At 60.9% G+C, this 19,194-nt stretch carries 18 protein-coding genes; 10 read left to right on the top strand and 8 right to left on the bottom strand.

Going from position 1 to position 19,194, the window contains the following annotated elements:
* The first annotated feature begins 100 nt into the window (after positions 1-100).
* Positions 101-478: an NUDIX hydrolase gene (locus AD659_RS02170; protein WP_053117933.1), complete on the top strand. Its 378-nt coding sequence runs from the start codon at positions 101-103 to the stop codon at positions 476-478.
* A gap of 73 nt (positions 479-551) precedes the next feature.
* Here AD659_RS02170 and AD659_RS02175 read toward each other — a convergent pair whose 3' ends face one another.
* Together AD659_RS02175 and AD659_RS02180 are read right to left on the bottom strand one after the other, a co-directional pair.
* Positions 552-737 (bottom strand): hypothetical protein, encoded by a 186-nt coding sequence (locus tag AD659_RS02175; protein ID WP_053117935.1) that lies wholly within the window; start codon positions 735-737, stop codon positions 552-554.
* 68 nt (positions 738-805) lie between these two features.
* Positions 806-1,393, bottom strand: a complete 588-nt coding sequence (locus AD659_RS02180) for a cytokinin riboside 5'-monophosphate phosphoribohydrolase (protein WP_053117938.1) — start codon at positions 1,391-1,393, stop codon at positions 806-808.
* 340 nt (positions 1,394-1,733) lie between these two features.
* On the opposite strand from AD659_RS02180, the gene azu reads away from it, so the two are divergent.
* A complete protein-coding gene (gene azu / locus AD659_RS02185) occupies positions 1,734-2,180 on the top strand; it encodes an azurin (protein WP_053117941.1) in 447 nt (148 codons plus the stop codon).
* Between the two features lie 1,018 nt (positions 2,181-3,198).
* Here the strand turns inward: azu and nadE are convergent.
* The 3 genes from nadE to AD659_RS02200 form a co-directional block, all read right to left on the bottom strand.
* Complete coding sequence (gene nadE / locus AD659_RS02190) at positions 3,199-4,026, bottom strand: NAD(+) synthase (protein ID WP_053117943.1); 828 nt, start codon at positions 4,024-4,026, stop codon at positions 3,199-3,201.
* A gap of 23 nt (positions 4,027-4,049) precedes the next feature.
* Positions 4,050-5,255: a nicotinate phosphoribosyltransferase gene (gene pncB, locus AD659_RS02195; protein ID WP_053117945.1), complete on the bottom strand. Its 1,206-nt coding sequence runs from the start codon at positions 5,253-5,255 to the stop codon at positions 4,050-4,052.
* A gap of 249 nt (positions 5,256-5,504) precedes the next feature.
* Positions 5,505-6,413 (bottom strand): LysR family transcriptional regulator, encoded by a 909-nt coding sequence (locus tag AD659_RS02200; RefSeq protein ID WP_053117946.1) that lies wholly within the window; start codon positions 6,411-6,413, stop codon positions 5,505-5,507.
* 180 nt (positions 6,414-6,593) lie between these two features.
* Here AD659_RS02200 and amaB point away from each other — a divergent pair, with 180 nt between their 5' ends.
* The 8 genes from amaB (at position 6,594) to AD659_RS02240 (ending at position 16,521) form a co-directional block, all read left to right on the top strand.
* Entirely contained in the window at positions 6,594-8,084 is a 1,491-nt protein-coding gene (gene amaB / locus AD659_RS02205; RefSeq protein ID WP_053117948.1) for an L-piperidine-6-carboxylate dehydrogenase, read from the top strand.
* Positions 8,085-8,240: 156 nt separating this feature from the next.
* Positions 8,241-9,524, top strand: a complete 1,284-nt coding sequence (gene amaA, locus AD659_RS02210; RefSeq protein WP_053117950.1) for an L-pipecolate oxidase — start codon at positions 8,241-8,243, stop codon at positions 9,522-9,524.
* A 370-nt stretch (positions 9,525-9,894) separates the two neighbouring features.
* Positions 9,895-11,031 (top strand): branched-chain amino acid ABC transporter substrate-binding protein, encoded by a 1,137-nt coding sequence (locus AD659_RS02215; RefSeq protein ID WP_053117951.1) that lies wholly within the window; start codon positions 9,895-9,897, stop codon positions 11,029-11,031.
* Between the two features lie 163 nt (positions 11,032-11,194).
* Positions 11,195-12,109, top strand: a complete 915-nt coding sequence (locus AD659_RS02220) for an ABC transporter permease subunit (RefSeq protein WP_053117953.1) — start codon at positions 11,195-11,197, stop codon at positions 12,107-12,109.
* A gap of 2 nt (positions 12,110-12,111) precedes the next feature.
* On the top strand, positions 12,112-13,392 hold the full coding sequence (livM, locus tag AD659_RS02225; protein WP_053117955.1) for a high-affinity branched-chain amino acid ABC transporter permease LivM: 1,281 nt from the start codon (positions 12,112-12,114) through the stop codon (positions 13,390-13,392).
* Positions 13,389-14,261, top strand: a complete 873-nt coding sequence (locus AD659_RS02230) for an ABC transporter ATP-binding protein (RefSeq protein ID WP_053117957.1) — start codon at positions 13,389-13,391, stop codon at positions 14,259-14,261. The genes livM and AD659_RS02230 overlap by 4 nt, the downstream gene beginning before the upstream one ends.
* Positions 14,258-14,974 carry an ABC transporter ATP-binding protein gene (locus tag AD659_RS02235; protein WP_053117959.1) on the top strand — a complete coding sequence of 239 codons (717 nt, stop codon included), beginning with the start codon at positions 14,258-14,260 and terminating at the stop codon, positions 14,972-14,974. The genes AD659_RS02230 and AD659_RS02235 overlap by 4 nt, the downstream gene beginning before the upstream one ends.
* 782 nt (positions 14,975-15,756) lie before the next feature.
* Positions 15,757-16,521: an SDR family oxidoreductase gene (locus AD659_RS02240; RefSeq protein ID WP_053117960.1), complete on the top strand. Its 765-nt coding sequence runs from the start codon at positions 15,757-15,759 to the stop codon at positions 16,519-16,521.
* A gap of 183 nt (positions 16,522-16,704) precedes the next feature.
* On the opposite strand, the gene AD659_RS02245 is transcribed toward AD659_RS02240, so the two are convergent.
* The 3 genes from AD659_RS02245 to ureG form a co-directional block, all read right to left on the bottom strand.
* Positions 16,705-17,838: an AGE family epimerase/isomerase gene (locus AD659_RS02245; protein ID WP_053117962.1), complete on the bottom strand. Its 1,134-nt coding sequence runs from the start codon at positions 17,836-17,838 to the stop codon at positions 16,705-16,707.
* Positions 17,839-17,968: 130 nt separating this feature from the next.
* Positions 17,969-18,541, bottom strand: a complete 573-nt coding sequence (locus AD659_RS02250; RefSeq protein ID WP_053117964.1) for a HupE/UreJ family protein — start codon at positions 18,539-18,541, stop codon at positions 17,969-17,971.
* A 31-nt stretch (positions 18,542-18,572) separates the two neighbouring features.
* The gene (gene ureG, locus AD659_RS02255) at positions 18,573-19,187 is read right to left on the bottom strand and encodes an urease accessory protein UreG (RefSeq protein WP_053117966.1); all 615 of its coding nucleotides are present in this window, start codon (positions 19,185-19,187) and stop codon (positions 18,573-18,575) included.
* Between the last annotated feature and the right edge of the window lie 7 nt (positions 19,188-19,194).

Consider the following 19,194-nt stretch of genomic DNA (forward strand, 5'->3'; position numbering starts at 1 on the left):
GGTTGCGCAGCAACCGCTCAAATACCTGGGGGCCGCTACGCGGCCCAGCGGGAGCAAGCTCCCTCGCCACAGGAAACACTCATTAACAGCGAGACCCGTTATGTTCCCGGTTTCCATCAAAGGTGTGCTGCAGTCCCCCGAAGGCTTGGTTGTGCTGATGCTCAACGAGCGCGATGAATGGGAGCTGCCCGGCGGGCGGATCGAGCTGGGCGAAACGGCGCCGCAATGCCTGGCGCGGGAAATCGCCGAGGAGCTGGCGGTCGAGGTGAGCGTGGGGGAGCCGCTGGATTCGTACTTGTTCGAGGTCATTCCTGGCAAGCACGTCTTCATCTCCACGTACCGCTGCCAGTTGCTGGGCGGTTTCGTGCCGACCATCAGTCATGAGCACAAGGAGATCGGGCTGTTCGCGCCGGAACAATTGCCGGTGAACCTGCCTGCGGGTTATCGACTGTCGATTATCAAGGCGCTGAGGTTGTGAGGGCCGGCAGCGAGGCTGCCGGTCCTGGACACAAAACCGGGGGGCCGGATCGGATCATCGGGCCCTGGGGGAGTCAGGCGTCGGGGGCCTGGTCTTTCGGTGCATCGACATCATCGTCTGCCGTCACTTCGCCTTCGTCATCCGGGTTCAGTGCCGCTTCTTCAGCTGTGGCTTTCTTGCGCTGCAGCTTTTCCTCTTTCTTCTGCTCCTTGGCCAAGTCTCTCTGACGTTTGGCGAAGGAATAATTGGGTTTGGCCATGGGCGATCCTCTGGGGTCGAAGGTGAGGTTGAGCGGCGCATATTCTGCCCTGTATCGGGCCCGAGCCGTTAGCTGGGTTTTTGTTCGGCCCACTTTGGTTGCACGGACGGTTGCCATTCGTCCAGGGCATCGAGCAGGTTCTGCGCGGATTCGCTCACTTGCAGCATGTCACGATGGGGCGTGCGGACGAAGCCTTCGCCGACGATGTGATCGAGAAAAGCGGTGAGCTTGCTGTAGAAACCGTTCACTTCCAGCAACCCCAGCGGTTTGCCGTGGTAGCCGAGCTGACCCCAGGTCCAGACTTCGAACAGCTCCTCCAGCGTGCCGAGGCCGCCGGGCAGGGCGATGAAGGCGTCGCTGAGTTCGGCCATGCGCGCCTTGCGGGCATGCATGCCGTCCACCACTTCCAGGCGGGTCAGGCCGCTGTGGCCGATTTCCTTGTCCTTCAGGCTTTGCGGGATGATGCCGATGACCTCGCCGCCGGCCGCCAGGGCCGCATCGGCGACGATCCCCATCAGGCCGACGGCACCGCCGCCATAGACCAGGGTCAGTTTTCGTTCCGCCAATGCCCGGCCGAGGGCCTGTGCCGCTTCACGATACGCGGGGTTGGTGCCAGTGCTGGCGCCGCAAAATACACAAACAGACGCGATGGACATGCTTTACTCCGTGGTCAGTCACCTCGCCAGAGTAAAGCCTGGCCTGTGTTGCGCAAAGGATTTATACCTCGCGCTGGGGCTTTTCATAGGTGCCGCTGGCGCCACAGGCGTAGGCGGCGAGCAAGCTGCACAGCAGGCTATTGAAGTTCATGACGGTCGCTCCAGAAGGTGATGGGCTGATCATAGGGGCGCCTCATACTTCTGGCTGGTTGATTCTGTCCATCAGGCTGATAGGCTTAAGTTGTATACAATCTTTGACTCAGGTCATAGGAACTTGCCGGAAAATCAGGCAGTCTTTCCCTTTGACGGATTTTTGTTAACCATGCCTTGGAGATTCACGATGTTTGCCAAACTTGTTGCAGTATCCCTGTTGACGCTGGCTAGCAGCCAACTGATGGCAGCGGAGTGCAAGACCACCATCGACTCGACTGACCAGATGTCCTTCAACACCAAGGCCATCGAGATCGACAAGAGCTGCAAGACCTTCACCGTCGAGCTGACTCACTCGGGCAGCCTGCCGAAAAACGTCATGGGCCATAACTGGGTGCTGAGCAAAGAGGCTGACATGCAGCCGATTGCCACTGATGGCCTCGCTGCCGGTATCGACAAGAATTACCTCAAGGAGGGTGATGCACGCATCATCGCCCATACCAAACTCATTGGTGCCAAGGAAACCGACTCGGTGACCTTTGACGTTTCGAAGCTCAATGCCTCTGAGAAGTACGGCTTCTTCTGCTCGTTCCCGGGCCACATCTCTATGATGAAAGGCACCGTTACCCTGAAGTAATCAGCTTCAGGCACAACAAAAAACGGCGCTTCTTTCAGAAATGGGAAGCGCCGTTTTTTTTGGCTTGGGTTTTGAGTTTTGGGTGTATATCCGTTTCTTCGATAACGGCTACTGGCGGTTCCGCTCTTACAGCGGGTCACTTTTGAAGAGCGCAAAAGTAACCAAAACGCTTTTGCCCCACCACTCGGTGCCTCGCCTAGGCTCGGCATGCCTGAACGAAGGCATTGCTCCGTGGGCCGCCGCGAAGGGCCATCCATGGCCCAGCGCGGCTAACCCGGCATCCATGCCGGGTTGCCCACTGCGCAACACCTTCGTTCAGCCATCGTGGTTAATGGGGCGCCGAGATCAACGTCCACCGCGAGGCGGCCTGATAGCCGACCTGGTTCTTGGTGGGGACCGCGTTCCTCCTGTGGGAGCTGGCTTGCTCGCGAAAGCGGTGTGTCAGTTTGCGGTGATGTTGGATGTGCCGGCGTCATCGCGAGCAAGCTCGCTCCCACAGGGGGGCTAGGTGCACATGAATTTTGTATTCGCTGAAAATCCAATGTGGGAGCGAGCTTGCTCGCGATAGCGATGGTTCAGCCACATAGATGCTGGACATGCCACCGCTCTTGCTTTGCTTTGCTTTGCTTTGGATCTTGATCTTGATCTTGATCTGGGCGCCCCGTTAAACCACGCTGGCCGAACGCAGGCATTGCGCAGTGGGCATCCCGGCATGGATGCCGGGATAGCCGCGCTGGGCCATGGATGGCCCTTCGCGGCGGGCCCACGGAGCAATGCCTTCGTTCGGGCACACCGAGCCTAGGCGAGGTGCCGAGTGGTGGGGCAAGAGCGTTTTGGTTACTTTTGCGCTTTTCAAAAGTGACCCGCTGTAAGAGCGGAACCGCCAGCCGCCGTTACAAAAAAAACGGATATACACACCAACCCACGCCTCTCTACATTCACCATCAATGCAAGCTGACCCACCGCCATCGCGAGCAAGCTCGCTCCCACAAGGGGAACTCTTCCCCCCTAGTGGTGTTTACGGGGCATACGGCATCACCCGCTTGTGCTCAGTCTTGCGATAGGTATCACAAATGATCCTGGCTGCCTCTTCACGAACCGGTTGCCCATGCAGGAACGCATCGATCTCCGCATAGGTCACGCCGTGGGAGGCTTCATCCGGCTTGCCTGGCGACAGGTCTTCAAGGTCGGCGGTGGGGACTTTTTCCACCAGCGATTCCGGCGCGCCGAAGTCACGGGCGATGGCCCGGACCTGGTTTTTCACCAGGCCGCTCAACGGCGCCAGGTCGCAGGCGCCGTCACCGAACTTGGTGAAGAACCCCATGACCGCTTCGGCCGCATGGTCAGTGCCGATCACCAGGCCCTGCTCGGCCCCGGCGATGGTGTATTGCGCCACCATGCGCATCCGCGCCTTGGTATTGCCCAGCACGAAATCCCGCGAGACCACCGCCTTGCCTTCGAACGCCGCGACTTGCTCGGCCAGGGCCTTGACCGCAGGGCCGATGTTGACGGTATGGCGCTCGTCCGGGTCGATGAAGTCCACGCAGGCCTGTGCTTCATGTTCGTCGAACTGGGTTTCGTACGGCAGGCGCACGGCGATGAACTTGTAGGCCGCGTTGCCGGTTTTCTCCCGCAGTTCGCGCATGGCACGTTGGGCCAGCAGCCCGGCGGTCAGTGAGTCGACACCCCCGCTGATGCCCAGCACGAGGGACTTGAGCCCGGAATTGACCAGGCAATCCTGGATGAAGCTCACTCGCCGGGCGATTTCGGCCTTGAGGGCGGCATCATCGGCGAACGGTGGCTGGACCTTGAGCTGTCCAGCAATCTCACGCTGTACGGCTTGCATGAATTCACTCCTTGCTTGATGTATCAAAGGGCGGCAGGTACTTGGAAAACGTGTCGCATGTAGGCGACGAAATTCGGGTCCTTGCAGTGGGTCTTGCCGGGCTCGTCTGAAATCTTGGCCACGGGTTGCCCGGCACAGCTGATCATTTTAAGCACGATGCTCATGGGCTCGACACCTGGAATGTCGCAGGTCAGGTGGGTACCAATACCGAAGCTGACATTAATGCGACCACGCAACGCCCGAAAAATCTCCAGGCATTTGGGCAATGTCAGACTGTCAGAGAACACCAGGGTCTTGCTCATCGGGTCGATGCCGAGCTTGTGGTAGTGGGCAATGGCTTTTTCAGCCCAGATCACCGGGTCGCCCGAATCATGGCGCAAACCGTCGAACAGCTTGGCGAAGAACAGATCGAAATCCTTGAGGAAGGCGTCCATGGTGATGCAGTCGGTGAGCGCGATCCCCAGCAGGCCTCGGTATTCGCGCACCCAGCAGTCGAGGGCGGCGATCTGGCTGTCGATCAGCCGCGGGCCCAGTTGCTGGTGGGCCATGATCCACTCGTGGGCCATGGTGCCCAGGGGTTTCATGCCCAGTTCCCGGGACAGGTGCACGTTACTGGTGCCGACGAAACGCCCGGGGAAATCGTGCTTGAGGACGTTGACCACTTCTTCCTGGACGCGGAAGGAAAACCGGCGGCGGGTGCCGAAGTCCGCGACTTGCAGTTCGGACAGCTCTTCGGCGCTGGCGTTGGCGCTCAGCCAGTCGAACTTGCGGTACAACTGCTCGCGGGCCTGTTCCAGGACAATTTCACGGTAGCGATAGCGGTTGCGCACTTCGCTGACGATGGCCAGCAGCGGCACTTCGAAGAGGATCACATGTAGCCACGGTCCGCGCAGGCGGATGAACAACTCGCCGTTGTCGATGCCGGTGTGCACGTAGCGCAGGTTGAAGCGAAACAGTCCCAGGAACCGCAGGAAGTCCGGCTTGAGGAAGCTGATACGTTCCAGGAAGCCCAACTGGTCGGCGCTCAGGTTCAATTCCGCCAGGCGCTCGATCTGGAAGCGGATCTCCGCCAGGTATGGACGCAGGTCCTCGCTGTTGCGGCAACGAAACTCCCACTCGACTTCGACATTGGGGTAGTTGTGCAGCACCGCCTGCATCATCGTCAGTTTGTAGAAGTCGGTGTCGAGCAGGTTCTGCACGATACGATCGGCAAATACGCTCTCGCTCATAGGGTTCTCCAGACAGGCCGCGGCAGTGGGCAGCGAGGTTCGGCGGTTTTTAGTGAAAGGGCTAGTGGCGCATAACCTTGGTGGGTTTTGCCAGCGATTTTTTAACAGCCCACAGGCCTTTTTGGGGGGGCGCTTACCGTGGCGAGGGAGCTTGCTCCCGCTCGGGTGCGCAGCGCCCGCAGAAAAGGGGCCGCTTCGCACCCCAGCGGGAGCAAGCTCCCTCGCCACAGGGTGTTGTGTTGGCTGCCGTTATTGCGATGTCTGCGGGCCGTCGATCTGCTCCAGCATCCATTCCACGAACAGCCGCACCTTGGGCACCTCCGCCGAGTGTTCCGGATAGGCCAGGTAATAGGCGCTGGTGCTGGGCATCGCATGGGGCCAGGGAATGACCAGTTTGCCGTCGGCCAGTTCTTCTTCCACCAGAAACCGCGGTAGCAGGGCGACGCCGCAGCCGACCTGGGCGGCACGAATGCACATGTAGAAGGTTTCGAACCGCGGCCCGTGATAGCTGTGTTCGGTGTGGTAGCCCTGGCTGTCGAACCAGTCGTGCCAGGCCTGGGGACGCGAGGCGTTCTGCAGCAGCACCAGCTCGGCCAGTTGGGTCGGGTCGGTGAAGGGCTGGTCAGGCAGGCTGCCGGGTGCGCAGACCGGCACCAGTTCCTCGTCGAACAGCCTCAAGGACTCAGTGCCAGGACGTGAGCCTTGGCCGAAATAGAACGCCAGGTCGCTGCGCCCCTGCTGCAAGTCGTCGGCTTCCTGCTCGCTGCACAGGTCCAGATGAATTTTCGGATGACGCAGGCGCCACCCCTTCAGGCGCGGGACCAGCCAGCGGGCACCGAACGTCGGAGGGGTGGAGACACGCAGCACTTCGGTATCGCCACCGTAGGAACGCAGGTAATGGGTAGACATCTCCACCTGGGTGAGGATTTTTCTCACTTCCCCCAAGTACAAGTCTCCGGCCGGTGTCAGCTGCAAGCGGCGGCGCACACGCCGGAACAGCAGGTGCTGCAACAATTCCTCAAGCTGGGCGACTTGTTTGCTCACGGCACTCTGGGTCAGATGAAGTTCTTCGGCGGCACGGGTAAAGCTCAGGTGGCGGGTCACGGCTTCGAAGCACTGGAGGGCGGTGATCGACGGTAAATAGCGCTTATTGAGCATGACGAGGGCCTTTTTCTTGTTGCTCTATAAATCGAGTCAGGGGCAGCATGAATAAACGGAATGATATCTCGCTTAATGGTCGTTTGTTGGCAAGACTCGAGCCAGCTAAAACTAGAGGCCTGAGCAGAGGGTGATTGCCCGCCTGCCAATCTTTTATCGCTCGTTTAGAGGAGTTACCCCATGGTTGCTGCATTGCTTGATCGTCTGGGCGTCAATCCGGCCCTGTACCAGGGCGGCACACAACCGGTGCATTCGCCTATCGATGGCAGTCGCATCGGCGCCGTGAACTGGGAAGGCGCCGCTGAAGTCGAGCAGCAGGTCAGCCGTGCCGAACACGCCTTCGACCTGTGGCGCCAGGTGCCGGCCCCGCGTCGCGGCGAGCTGGTGCGTCAATTCGGCGACCTGCTGCGTGAATTCAAGGCCGACCTCGGCGAGTTGGTGTCGTGGGAAGCCGGCAAGATCACCCAGGAAGGCCTGGGCGAAGTGCAAGAGATGATCGACATCTGCGACTTCGCTGTCGGCCTGTCCCGCCAGTTGTACGGCCTGACTATCGCCTCCGAGCGTCCGGGCCACCACATGCGTGAATCCTGGCATCCGCTGGGCGTGGTCGGGGTGATCAGTGCTTTCAACTTTCCTGTCGCGGTCTGGGCCTGGAACACCACGCTGGCCCTGGTCTGCGGCAACCCGGTGATCTGGAAACCCTCGGAAAAGACCCCGCTCACCGCCCTGGCGTGCCAGGCGCTGTTCGAGCGTGTACTGAAGAATTTCAGCGACGCACCACCGTACCTGAGCCAGGTGATCATCGGTGGTCGCGATGCCGGTGAAGCGCTGGTGGATGATCCGCGCGTGGCCTTGATCAGCGCCACCGGCAGCACCCGCATGGGCCGTGAAGTGGCGCCGAAAGTCGCCGCGCGTTTCGCCCGCAGCATCCTCGAACTGGGTGGCAACAACGCCATGATCCTGGCGCCGAGCGCCGACCTGGACATGGCCGTGCGCGCCATCCTGTTCAGCGCCGTCGGCACCGCCGGCCAGCGTTGCACCACCCTGCGCCGGCTGATCGCCCATGAGTCGGTGAAGGAAGAGATTGTTACCCGTCTCAAGGCCGCCTATTCGAAAGTGCGCATCGGCCATCCGCTGGAAGGCAACCTGGTCGGCCCACTGATCGACAAGCACAGCTTCGACGGCATGCAGGACGCGCTGGAGCAGGCCTTGAGCGAAGGCGGGCGGGTGTTCGGTGGCAAGCGCCAGCTCGAAGACCAGTTCCCGAATGCCTATTACGTCTCGCCGGCCATCGTCGAGATGCCCGAGCAGAGTGACGTGGTGCGCCACGAAACCTTCGCGCCGATCCTGTACGTGGTTGGCTACAAGGACTTCGCCGAGGCCCTGCACCTGAACAACTCCGTGCCCCAGGGCCTGTCGTCCTGCATCTTCACCACCGACGTGCGTGAAGCCGAGCAGTTCATGTCGGCGGTGGGCAGCGACTGCGGCATCGCCAACGTCAACATCGGCCCGAGCGGCGCGGAAATCGGCGGCGCATTCGGTGGCGAAAAAGAAACCGGCGGCGGTCGCGAATCCGGCTCCGACGCCTGGCGCGGCTACATGCGCCGCCAGACCAATACCGTGAACTACTCGCTGGAGTTGCCGTTGGCGCAGGGGATTACCTTCGACTGAGTTCGACTCAACGAAAATCCCTGTGGGAGCGAGCTTGCTCGCGATAGCGTCGAATCAGCCGACATCAATATCGGTAGATAAACCGTCATCGCGAGCAGGCTCGCTCCCACAATGAATTTGTGTGCAGTGGTTGGGTTTCTTTTTCGGAGTCTGGCAATGCCGTTACGCGAAGAATGTCTGTGGGAAAAACTGACGCCGCAAAGGCCTGAAAACAGCGCGCTCACCGGCGAAGTCACGGTGGATGTCTGTGTGATCGGCGCAGGCTTTACCGGGCTATCGGCGGCGGTGCACTTGCTCGAACAAGGCAAGCGCGTGGCTGTGCTGGAAGCCCATCGGGCCGGGCATGGCGGATCGGGACGTAACGTCGGCCTGGTGAACGCCGGGCTGTGGATCCCGCCGGATGACATCGAGGCCGGGTTCGGCGAGGCGGTGGGCAGCCAGCTCAATCGCATGCTGGGGGCCGCGCCGGCCTTGGTGTTCAGCCTCATCGATAAATACAACATCGATTGCCAGTTGCGTCGCGAAGGCACCTTGCACATGGCCCATAACGCCCGGGGCGAGGCCGACCTGCGCAGTCGCGAAGCCCAATGGAAACGTCGTGGTGCCCCGGTGGAATTGCTGACCGGCCAGGCCTGTGCCGAGGCGACCGGCACCTCGAAAATCGCCGCGGCATTGCTCGATCGCCGCGCCGGTACGCTCAATCCGATGGCCTACACCAGCGGCCTGGCCAAGGCCGCCACGGACCTGGGCGGCCAATTGTTCGACCATTCCCCGGTGACGCGCCTGGAACGCCAAGGCCAGCGCTGGTCGGTGCAGACCGCCCAGGGTTCGGTACTGGCCGAACAGGTGGTAATTGCCTCCAACGCCTACACCGAGGGCGACTGGACCGAACTGCGGCGCAATTTTTTCCCCGGTTATTACTATCAGGTCGCTTCGGTTCCGCTGACCGACGAGGCCGCCGGACGCATCCTGCCGGGCGGGCAGGGCTCCTGGGACACCCGACAGGTATTGAGCAGCATTCGCCGGGACAAGGACGGCCGGTTGTTGCTGGGCAGCCTGGGCAACGGTAATCGCAAGCCGACCTGGTTCCTCAAGGCCTGGGCCGACCGGGTGCAGCAGCACTATTTTCCTTACCTCAAGCCAGTGGAGTGGGAATGCACCTGGACCGGTTGCATTGCCTTTACCCCTGACCACCTGATGCGCCTGTTCGAACCGGCCCCCGGGCTGGTGGCCGTGACCGGCTACAACGGTCGCGGCGTGACCACCGGTACGGTGGTCGGCAAGGCATTCGCCGATTACCTCTGTCACGGTAACGCCCAGGCCCTGCCGATCCCGTTCGCACCCATGCAGCCATTGGCCGGGGTTGGGTTGCGCAGTTGCCTGTATGAGGCGGGCTTCTCGCTGTATCACGCGGGCCAGTGCCTGCGGATCGTCATTTGAGTGTTGAAAATTGTTGCTGGAAGCCGCGTTTTCTAGCGTAGCGTCTAGCCTGTTATGGTGCGGCTTGTAGCAGTCGCGCACCGACAGTGTGCAGTTCGGTGACGTGGGCTGTTACACAGTGGTTGCACGCCGTTTCGTGTAAGGGTTGCAATGATGGCTCACGGAGGGTTTTACCCATTTAAATAAAAGGTTGCACCTCGTGCGGTTTAGACGGTTGCACGCCCTATGAAAAAGGGCTCGAAACAGTCGAAATAACAATAAAGCAGCGACTTTTTTCAGAATAAAAAACCGATGGCACGGCCCTTGCTCTGAGCTTTTCAGTGAAATGAAGTCGCAGTGCCAACTAAAAAAAACCTTGGAGCACCACCTCATGTCCCAGACGTTTTACAAGAAAGGTTTCCTGGCCCTCGCAGTGGCAGCTGCGTTGGGTGTTTCTGCGTTTGCTCAAGCTGATGTGAAATTTGGTGTGGCGGGGCCGATGACCGGCGCCAACGCTGCATTTGGCGAGCAGTACATGAAGGGTGCGCAGGCAGCGGCCGATGTCATCAACAAAGCAGGTGGCGTCAACGGCGAGAAGATCGTACTGGTTGCCGGCGACGATGCTTGCGAGCCCAAGCAGGCCGTGGCCGTGGCCAACCGCCTGGTTGACCAGGACAAGGTGATCGGCGTGGTCGGGCACTTCTGCTCGTCCAACACCATCCCGGCCTCTGAGGTCTACGACGAAGCCGGCATCATCGCCATCACCCCCGGCTCGACCAACCCGGCCGTGACCGAGCGCGGCCTCAGCGCGATGTTCCGCATGTGCGGTCGTGACGACCAGCAGGGCATCGTGGCCGGCGACTACATCGTCGACGTGCTCAAGGGCAAGAAAGTCGTTGTCCTGCATGACAAGGACACCTATGGCCAAGGCCTGGCGGATGCCACCAAGGCACAACTGATCAAGCGCGGCGTGACCCCGGTGCTGTACGAAGGCCTGACCCGTGGCGAGAAAGACTTCAGCGCCGTGGTCACCAAGATCCGTGGGGCTGGCGCCGACGTGGTCTACTTCGGTGGCCTGCATCCGGAAGCCGGCCCGCTGGTTCGCCAGTTGCGTGAGCAAGGCCTCAAGGACGTGAAGTTCATGTCCGACGATGGCATTGTCACCGACGAACTGGTCACCACCGCCGGCGGCGCGCAATACGTCGATGGCGTGTACATGACCTTCGGCGCCGACCCGCGCCTGCTGCCAGACAGCAAGGCGGTGGTCGAGGAGTTCCGCAAGAATGGCACCGAGCCTGAAGGCTACACCCTGTACGCCTACGCTTCGGTCCAGGCCCTGGCCGCCGGCTTCAACGGCGCCAAGTCCAACAAAGGCGAGGATGCGGCCAAGTGGCTCAAGGCCAACCCTGTCCAGACCGTGATGGGCAAGAAGGAGTGGGACACCAAGGGCGACTTGAAAGTCTCCGACTACGTGGTCTACCAGTGGGACAAGGACGGCAAATACCACCAGTTGGAAAAACAGAAGTAAGGGCTGAAGTGACCGTCCAGGCCTCCATGGAATTCGGGCAAGTCCCGGGTTCCAAGGGGCGCTTGCCGGTCCTCCCTGACATTGCTCCGACGTAAATCTGTATTTTCCTTAGAAGAACCGCACACCTGTTGGTGTGCAGGTTCTCACTGCGTGAGATTGCGTTATGGATGGTATTTTCCTGCAGCAACTGATCAATGGCCTGACCCTCGGGTCGGTCTATGGTCTGATCGCCATCGGCTACACAATGGTCTACGGCATCATCGGCATGATCAACTTCGCCCATGGCGAGGTTTACATGATTTCCGCTTACCTCGCGGCAATCAGTCTGGCTCTGCTGGCTTACTTCGGTATTGAATCCTTTCCGCTAATGATCCTTGGCACCCTCGTGTTCACGGTCGTGGTCACCGGGGTATACGGCTGGGTCATCGAACGCGTCGCCTACAAACCCCTGCGCAACTCCACTCGGCTGGCACCGCTGATCAGTGCCATCGGCATCTCGTTGATCTTGCAGAACTATGCACAAATCAGCCAGGGCGCTCGTCAACAGGGGATCCCGACGCTGCTTGAAGGCGCCATGCGCGTCGACATCGGCAGCGGTTTCGTCCAGCTCACCTACACCAAGATTTTCATCCTGGTCGCTGCATTCGCCGGGATGGCCGCGCTGACCTACATCATCAAATACACCAAGCTCGGGCGCATGTGCCGCGCCACCCAGCAAGACCGCAAGATGGCCTCGATCCTGGGGATCAACACCGACCGGGTGATTTCCTACGTATTCATCATCGGTGCAGCCATGGCGGCCCTGGCCGGCGTGCTGATCACCATGAACTACGGCACCTTCGACTTCTATGCCGGCTTCATCATTGGCATCAAGGCATTCACCGCGGCGGTACTCGGCGGCATCGGCTCCCTGCCTGGGGCGATGCTTGGCGGGATCATCCTCGGGATCTCCGAGTCGCTGTTCTCCGGTCTGATCAACTCCGACTACAAAGACGTGTTCAGTTTCTCGCTGCTGGTGCTGATTCTGATTTTCCGTCCCCAAGGCCTGCTGGGTCGCCCACTCGTGGCGAAGGTATAAGTATGTCTGCTGCCAATAAACCGCTTGATATCAAACAGAGCGTCATCGACGCGATCCTGGCCGGCCTGATCTCGCTGATCGTGTTCGGGCCGATCGTCGGCGTGGTGCTCGACGGCTACAGCTTCAACCTGCAGCCGGCCCGCGTCGGCTGGCTGGTGGCGATCGTCATGGTTGGGCGCTTTGCCCTGAGCCTGTTCCTCCAGACGCCCAAGGGGCTGAAGATTCTCCAGGGTTTCGAGAGCACCGGTTCCGGCGTGCACGTGCTGCCACCGGATTACAAATCGCGGCTGCGCTGGATCATCCCGGCGCTGATCGTGATTGCCATCGTGTTTCCGTTCTTCGCCAACAAATACGTGCTCACCGTGGTCATTCTCGGCCTGATCTACGTGTTGCTGGGCCTGGGCCTGAACATTGTGGTCGGCCTGGCGGGGCTGCTCGACCTGGGTTACGTGGCGTTCTATGCCATCGGTGCCTACGGCCTGGCGCTGGGCTACCAATACCTGGGGCTGGGTTTCTGGACGGTGTTGCCATTGGCAGCCATCGCTGCGGCGATGGCGGGGTGCATATTGGGCTTCCCGGTGTTGCGAATGCACGGCGACTACCTGGCCATCGTGACCCTGGGGTTCGGTGAGATCATCCGGTTGGTGCTCAACAACTGGTTGTCGTTCACTGGCGGGCCGAACGGCATGCCCGTGCCGTCGCCAACCTTTTTCGGCCTGGAGTTTGGTCGAAGAGCGAAAGACGGCGGGGTGCCGTTCCATGAGTTCTTCGGCATCGACTACAACCCCAACATCAAATTCCTGTTCATCTATATCGTGTTGTTCATCACGGTACTGCTGGTGCTCTACATCAAGCATCGCCTAACCCGCATGCCGGTCGGGCGTGCCTGGGAAGCCCTGCGCGAAGATGAAATCGCCTGTCGCTCCATGGGGTTGAACCATGTGCTGGTCAAGCTCTCGGCCTTCACCATCGGTGCGTCCACGGCTGGCCTGGCCGGCGTGTTCTTCGCCAGTTACCAGGGCTTCGTCAACCCGTCGTCGTTCACCTTCTTCGAATCGGCGCTGATCCTGGCGATCGTGGTGCTGGGTGGCATGGGCTCGACGGTTGGCGTGGTGATTGCCGCATTCGTGCTCACCGTGGCACCGGAGCTGCTGCGCAGCTTCTCCGAGTACCGGGTGCTGCTGTTCGGCGTACTGATGGTGTTGATGATGATCTGGCGTCCTCGCGGCCTGATCCGTATCAGCCGTACCGGTGTGACGCCGCGCAAGGGGGTAGCGCCATGAGCGAAGTCGTACTCAAAGTTGAAAACCTGATGATGCAGTTCGGTGGTATCAAGGCTCTCGCCGACGTCAGCCTGCAGGTCAAGCGTAACTCGATCTTTGCCCTGATCGGCCCCAACGGTGCGGGCAAGACCACTGTGTTCAACTGCTTGACCGGTTTTTACAAAGCCTCGGGTGGCAAGATCGAGCTCAACGTGCGTGGCGAGCAGACCAACGTCATCAAACTGTTGGGCGAAGCGTTTCGCCTGACCGACTTCGTCTCGCCGAAGTCCTTCGCCAGCCGGCTGTACTACAAGATGTTCGGCGGCACCCACCTGGTAAACCGCGCCGGTCTGGCGCGCACCTTCCAGAACATTCGCCTGTTCAAGGAAATGTCGGTGCTGGAAAACCTGCTGGTGGCCCAGCACATGTGGGTCAACCGCAGCCTGGTGGCGGGCATCCTCAACACCAAGGGCTACCGCAAGGCGGAAAGCGATGCCCTGGACCATGCGTTCTATTGGTTGGAAGTGGTGGACCTGGTGGATTGCGCCAACCGACTGGCGGGCGAGCTTTCCTACGGCCAGCAGCGCCGCCTGGAAATCGCCCGGGCCATGTGCACGCGTCCGCAGATCATCTGCCTCGACGAACCGGCCGCCGGCCTCAACCCTCAGGAAACCGAAGCGCTGAGCGCGATGATCCGGCTGCTGCGCGACGAGCATGATCTGACCGTGGTGCTGATCGAACACGACATGGGCATGGTAATGAGCATTTCCGACCACATCGTTGTGCTGGACCACGGCAACGTGATCGCCGAGGGCGGTCCCGAGGCGATTCGCAACGATCCGAAGGTGATCGCGGCCTACCTGGGTGCCGATGAAGAGGAACTGGTATGAGTGGACCTATCCTCGAACTCAAGGAGCTGGACGTGTTCTACGGGCCGATCCAGGCCCTGAAAAAAGTCTCGATGCACATTGGCGAAGGCGAGACCGTGAGCCTGATCGGCTCCAACGGTGCCGGCAAGTCCACACTGCTGATGTCGATCTTCGGCCAGCCTCGTGCGGCCGGCGGGCAGATCATCTACCAGGGCGTGGACATCACCCACAAGTCGTCGCACTACATTGCCTCCAACGGCATCGCGCAATCGCCGGAAGGGCGGCGGGTATTCCCGGACATGACCGTCGAGGAAAACCTGCTGATGGGCACCATTCCCATCGGTGACAAGTACGCCAGCGAAGACATGCAGCGCATGTTCGAGCTGTTCCCGCGACTCAAGGAACGGCGTAACCAGCGGGCGATGACCATGTCCGGCGGCGAGCAGCAAATGCTCGCCATCGCCCGGGCATTGATGAGCCGGCCGAAGTTGTTGCTGCTCGATGAGCCGAGCCTGGGATTGGCGCCGATCGTGGTGAAACAGATCTTCGCCACCCTGCGTGAACTGGCGTCCACCGGGATGACCATCTTCCTGGTGGAACAGAACGCCAACCACGCCCTCAAGTTGTCGGACCGGGCCTATGTGATGGTCAACGGCGAAATCCGCCTGACCGGTACAGGCAAGGAACTGCTCGCCAACGAAGAGGTGCGCAACGCGTACCTGGGCGGTCATTGATACGGCTGTTGCAATGAAAAAACCGGCGAGTGATCGCCGGTTTTTTTATCCCTCCAAACCACCGCAATCCCCCTGTGGGAGCAAGCTCGCTCCCACGGGGTTTTGTACAGTTTTCAGAATTGTGGACAACAATCCTGAGCCCCTGCGAAACCGCGACATAAAGTCGCCGCAAACAGTTGTTTTGTCACAGTTTTGACTTGTCCCCGTTTGCTGTGGAACGGGCTGTGGGTAACGTGGGAGTAGCTGGCTGCAAGCCTTTGAATACGTGGCTTACAGGGCTGTGATTGTTTTTTGATCAGGCGTTTTTGGTCAAGCGGTAGTGGCGGTTGTCAACAGTTTTGTGAGCACTGGAAGGGGCCCGAAAATCGGTGGGCAAGCCTGTGGATAAGTCTGTGATTAAACTCTGGAAAGACCGCGCTGAGTGCCGTCGTTACTGGCTTGGAGCCATTGCCCATCGCGCGCTGGCTTATAGCAGATAACTAGCGCTGCACAACCTCAGTTGCGGGGTCAAGGGAAAAAATCTTCCAAATAGCCCGCAAAGCCTTATGCACAGCGGCTTGTGGGGTTTGCACTTGCCCCCGATTACTGTGGACGTGCCTGTGGATAAGGTGCGGGCAACCGGCTACGGGCCTTGTTGGGCAAGGCTTGGCGTGGATTGGTTGTTTTATGAGCAACTGTGGGTCAAAAGCTTATGTGCAAACCTTGCCCCCGGCGTACCAGGCCGGGCATGCTGTGGGCCGATTCCATTCAACGGCTTTTGAAGTTCAAACAAGGAGAACACGATGTCTGACACCCTGTTTATCACCGGCGCGACCTCCGGTTTTGGTGAAGCCTGTGCCCGTCGTTTTGCCGAGGCCGGTTGGAAACTGGTGCTGACCGGTCGTCGTGAAGAACGCCTCAATGCTCTCTGCGCCGAGCTGTCGAAGCAGACCGAAGTCCATGGCCTGGTCCTGGATGTGCGTGATCGCAAGGCCATGGAAGAGGCCATCGCCAATCTGCCGCCGTCCTTCGCCACGTTGCGCGGACTGATCAACAACGCCGGCCTGGCCCTGGGCGTCGACCCGGCGCCCAAGTGCGATCTCGATGACTGGGACACCATGGTCGACACCAATGTCAAAGGCCTGCTCTACAGCACCCGCCTGCTGTTGCCACGCCTGATTGCCCACGGTCGTGGTGCCGGGATCGTCAACCTGGGTTCCATCGCCGGCAACTACCCGTATCCGGGCAGCCATGTGTATGGCGCGAGCAAGGCGTTCGTCAAACAGTTCTCCCTGAACCTGCGTTGCGACCTGCAAGGCACGGGCGTGCGGGTGAGCAACATCGAGCCGGGCCTGTGCGAGAGCGAGTTCTCCCTGGTGCGCTTCGGTGGCGACCAGGAGCGTTACAACGCGACCTACGCTGGCGCCGAGCCGATCCAGCCACAGGACATCGCCGATACGATTTTCTGGGTGCTCAACACGCCGGCCCACATCAACATCAACAGCCTGGAGCTGATGCCGGTGAGCCAGACCTGGGCTGGGTTTGCCATTGAGCGCAACAAGGCCTGACGGGTGCTCTAGACACGAGCTTTGTGGCGAGGGAGCTTGCTCCCGCTCGGCTGCGCTGTAGGAGCTGCCGAAGGCTCGGGCCGCGTTCGGACGATCTTTTGATCTTGGAAAGATCGCAGCCTCGCTTCGCTCGACAGCTCCTACAGGCCCAGCGGGAGCAAGCTCCCTCGCCACAGGGGTGTGTCAAGCCAGATAATCGGCCAGCCCGCGATAGCAGGTCAGCAGGTGATACGGCGTGGTGGACGGCATGTCCCGTCGGCTGACCCTACCGTCGGCATCGAGGCATTCGTTCCAGCCTTTGGCATGCAGGAAATGCTGCTGCAACGCCTGCAGTTGATGCAGCAATGCGCCCTGATTGCCCGAACGCAATGTCAGTGCACGCAAATACTCCGCCTGAGCCCAGATCCGTTGGGTGGCATCCCGTAGGCCTGCCTGTAGCTCCAATGCCAACATCGCGCACACCGCGCCGGAGGTGGGGTCGACGCCGCGCTGTTCGGTATGGCCGAAGCTGCGTTCCAGGGCGGTGTGCAACGTGCCGTTGCGCAACAGTGGCGATGAGGCCAGCAAGTAATACCATTCGAATTGATGACCCGGCTCGAACCAGTTATCCACAGCCTTGAGCGGTTTTTCCATCATCACCCGTTGTTGCGGTTCGATGAAATGCTTGGCCATCCCGTCGCACAGGCTCAGCAATGCCTGACGGACGTTGGCGTCTTCGCGGATCGAGAGGGTGGCGAGGAAGGCTTCGGCCAGGTGCATCAAGGGGTTTTGCAACGGGCCGGAACCGGTCGTCGACCAATCGCGCTTGAGGCTGGCTTCGTAGAGACCGTCGGCGCTGGCAAAGCGCTGGGCGATGACCTCCAGGCTGGCGTTGAGCACCGATTCCACCAGCGGTTCGCGGACCTTACCCCAGTAATGGGCACAGGCGAACAGAATAAAGGCATGGGTGTAGAGGTCTTTGCCGGTGTCCAGCGGCGCGCCTTGGGGGTCGATGCTGTAGAACCAGCCGCCGTGTTCGGCATCGTGGAAATGCCGTTGCAGCGAGCGGAACAGGGCACTGGCCCGTTCCTCGGCCTGGGGCACTTCGCCAATCAGGCTGGCGAACACATACAACTGCCGCGCACAGGCCATGGCGCGGTAGCGCTGGGGCGGCAGTGGCGCATGTCCGGCATCCAGGGATTCATAGGGCAGCGCCAGTTCGGCATTCCAGCCCGGGCCTTGCCACATCGGCACGATCACGTCGTGAAAATGCTGACGCACCGTTGCGAACAGGGCGGTCAATTCAGGCTGAGGGGCGGGGCGGGAAGCATCAGGCATGGGCGGACGTCGTCACGGCTGGGGGCGATTGCGCGACATGGTAGCAGAGTGACCGACTCCAGAGAGATGGCGCCTGTAAGTCCGTCATCGCGAGCTTGCTCGCGATAGCGGCCCGGCAGGCGCTAGAGAATCAACCGGCCAACAACCAAACCCCAGTCGCAGCCGAAGCCGCCCCGGCCAATCGAACCAATGGCGCCGCCGCGCGCGGCAACACCCGCACCAGCGCGAAACCTGCGCCATGCAGCGCCGCCGTGGCCGCGACGAAGCCCACCGCATAGGCCCACGGGCTCGACATGTCCGGCAGTTCCAAGCCATGGGCCACGCCATGGAACAGCGCAAACAGTGCCGTCGCGCCAACGGCCAGACTCAACGGTGGACGCACCGCCAGTGCCACCGCCAGGCCCAGAGCCAGCACCGAGGCGGCGATTCCGCTTTCCAGTGCCGGCAACGCCAGGCCTTCAAAGCCCAGCAGGCCACCGAGCAGCATCGTACCGACGAAGGTGCATGGCAGTGCCCAACGCGCGGCGCCTTGTTGTTGCGCGGCCCACAAGCCGACCGCCAGCATCGCCAGCAAGTGGTCGAGCCCGCCGATGGGGTGGCCGAGTCCGGCGATCAGGCCATTATCGCCATGGCCGGGGTGGGCGAAGGCCAGGGCGGGGGTGAGCAGCAGGGCGAGGGCGCCGAAGATGCGTTTAAAGGTCATGGATAAGCTTCCTTGTTGTCAGTCGGTAAAATCAGGCAGCGGTCAGCAGGCCTTGGCGCTCGATGAAGGCAATGATGTCCTCCAGGCCCTGGCCGGTCTTCTGGTTGCTGAACACGAAGGGTTTGCCGTTGCGCATCCGCCGGGTGTCGCTGTCCATCATTTCCAGGGACGCCCCCACCAGCGGTGCCAGGTCGATTTTGTTGATCACTAGCAGGTCGGATTTGCAAATGCCCGGTCCGCCCTTGCGCGGCAGCTTGTCGCCGGCCGAGACGTCGATCACATAGATCGTCAGGTCCGACAGCTCCGGGCTGAAGGTGGCCGACAGGTTGTCGCCGCCCGACTCCACCAGGATCAGGTCCAGCCCCGGAAAGCGCCGGTTCAACTGGTCCACCGCCTCAAGGTTGATCGACGCATCTTCGCGAATCGCCGTATGCGGGCAGCCGCCGGTCTCCACGCCAATGATCCGCTCCGGCGCCAGGGCTTCGTTGCGCACCAGGAAGTCGGCGTCTTCGCGGGTGTAGATGTCGTTGGTGACCACTGCCAGGTTGTAGCGTTCACGTAGAGCCAGGCACAGGGCCAGGGTCAGGGCGGTCTTGCCGGAGCCCACCGGGCCGCCGATACCGACGCGCAGAGGTTGTGTATTCATGTGTGTC

Source organism: Pseudomonas thivervalensis (genome assembly GCF_001269655.1).
In the GTDB taxonomy this organism is placed as follows: domain Bacteria; phylum Pseudomonadota; class Gammaproteobacteria; order Pseudomonadales; family Pseudomonadaceae; genus Aquipseudomonas; species Aquipseudomonas thivervalensis.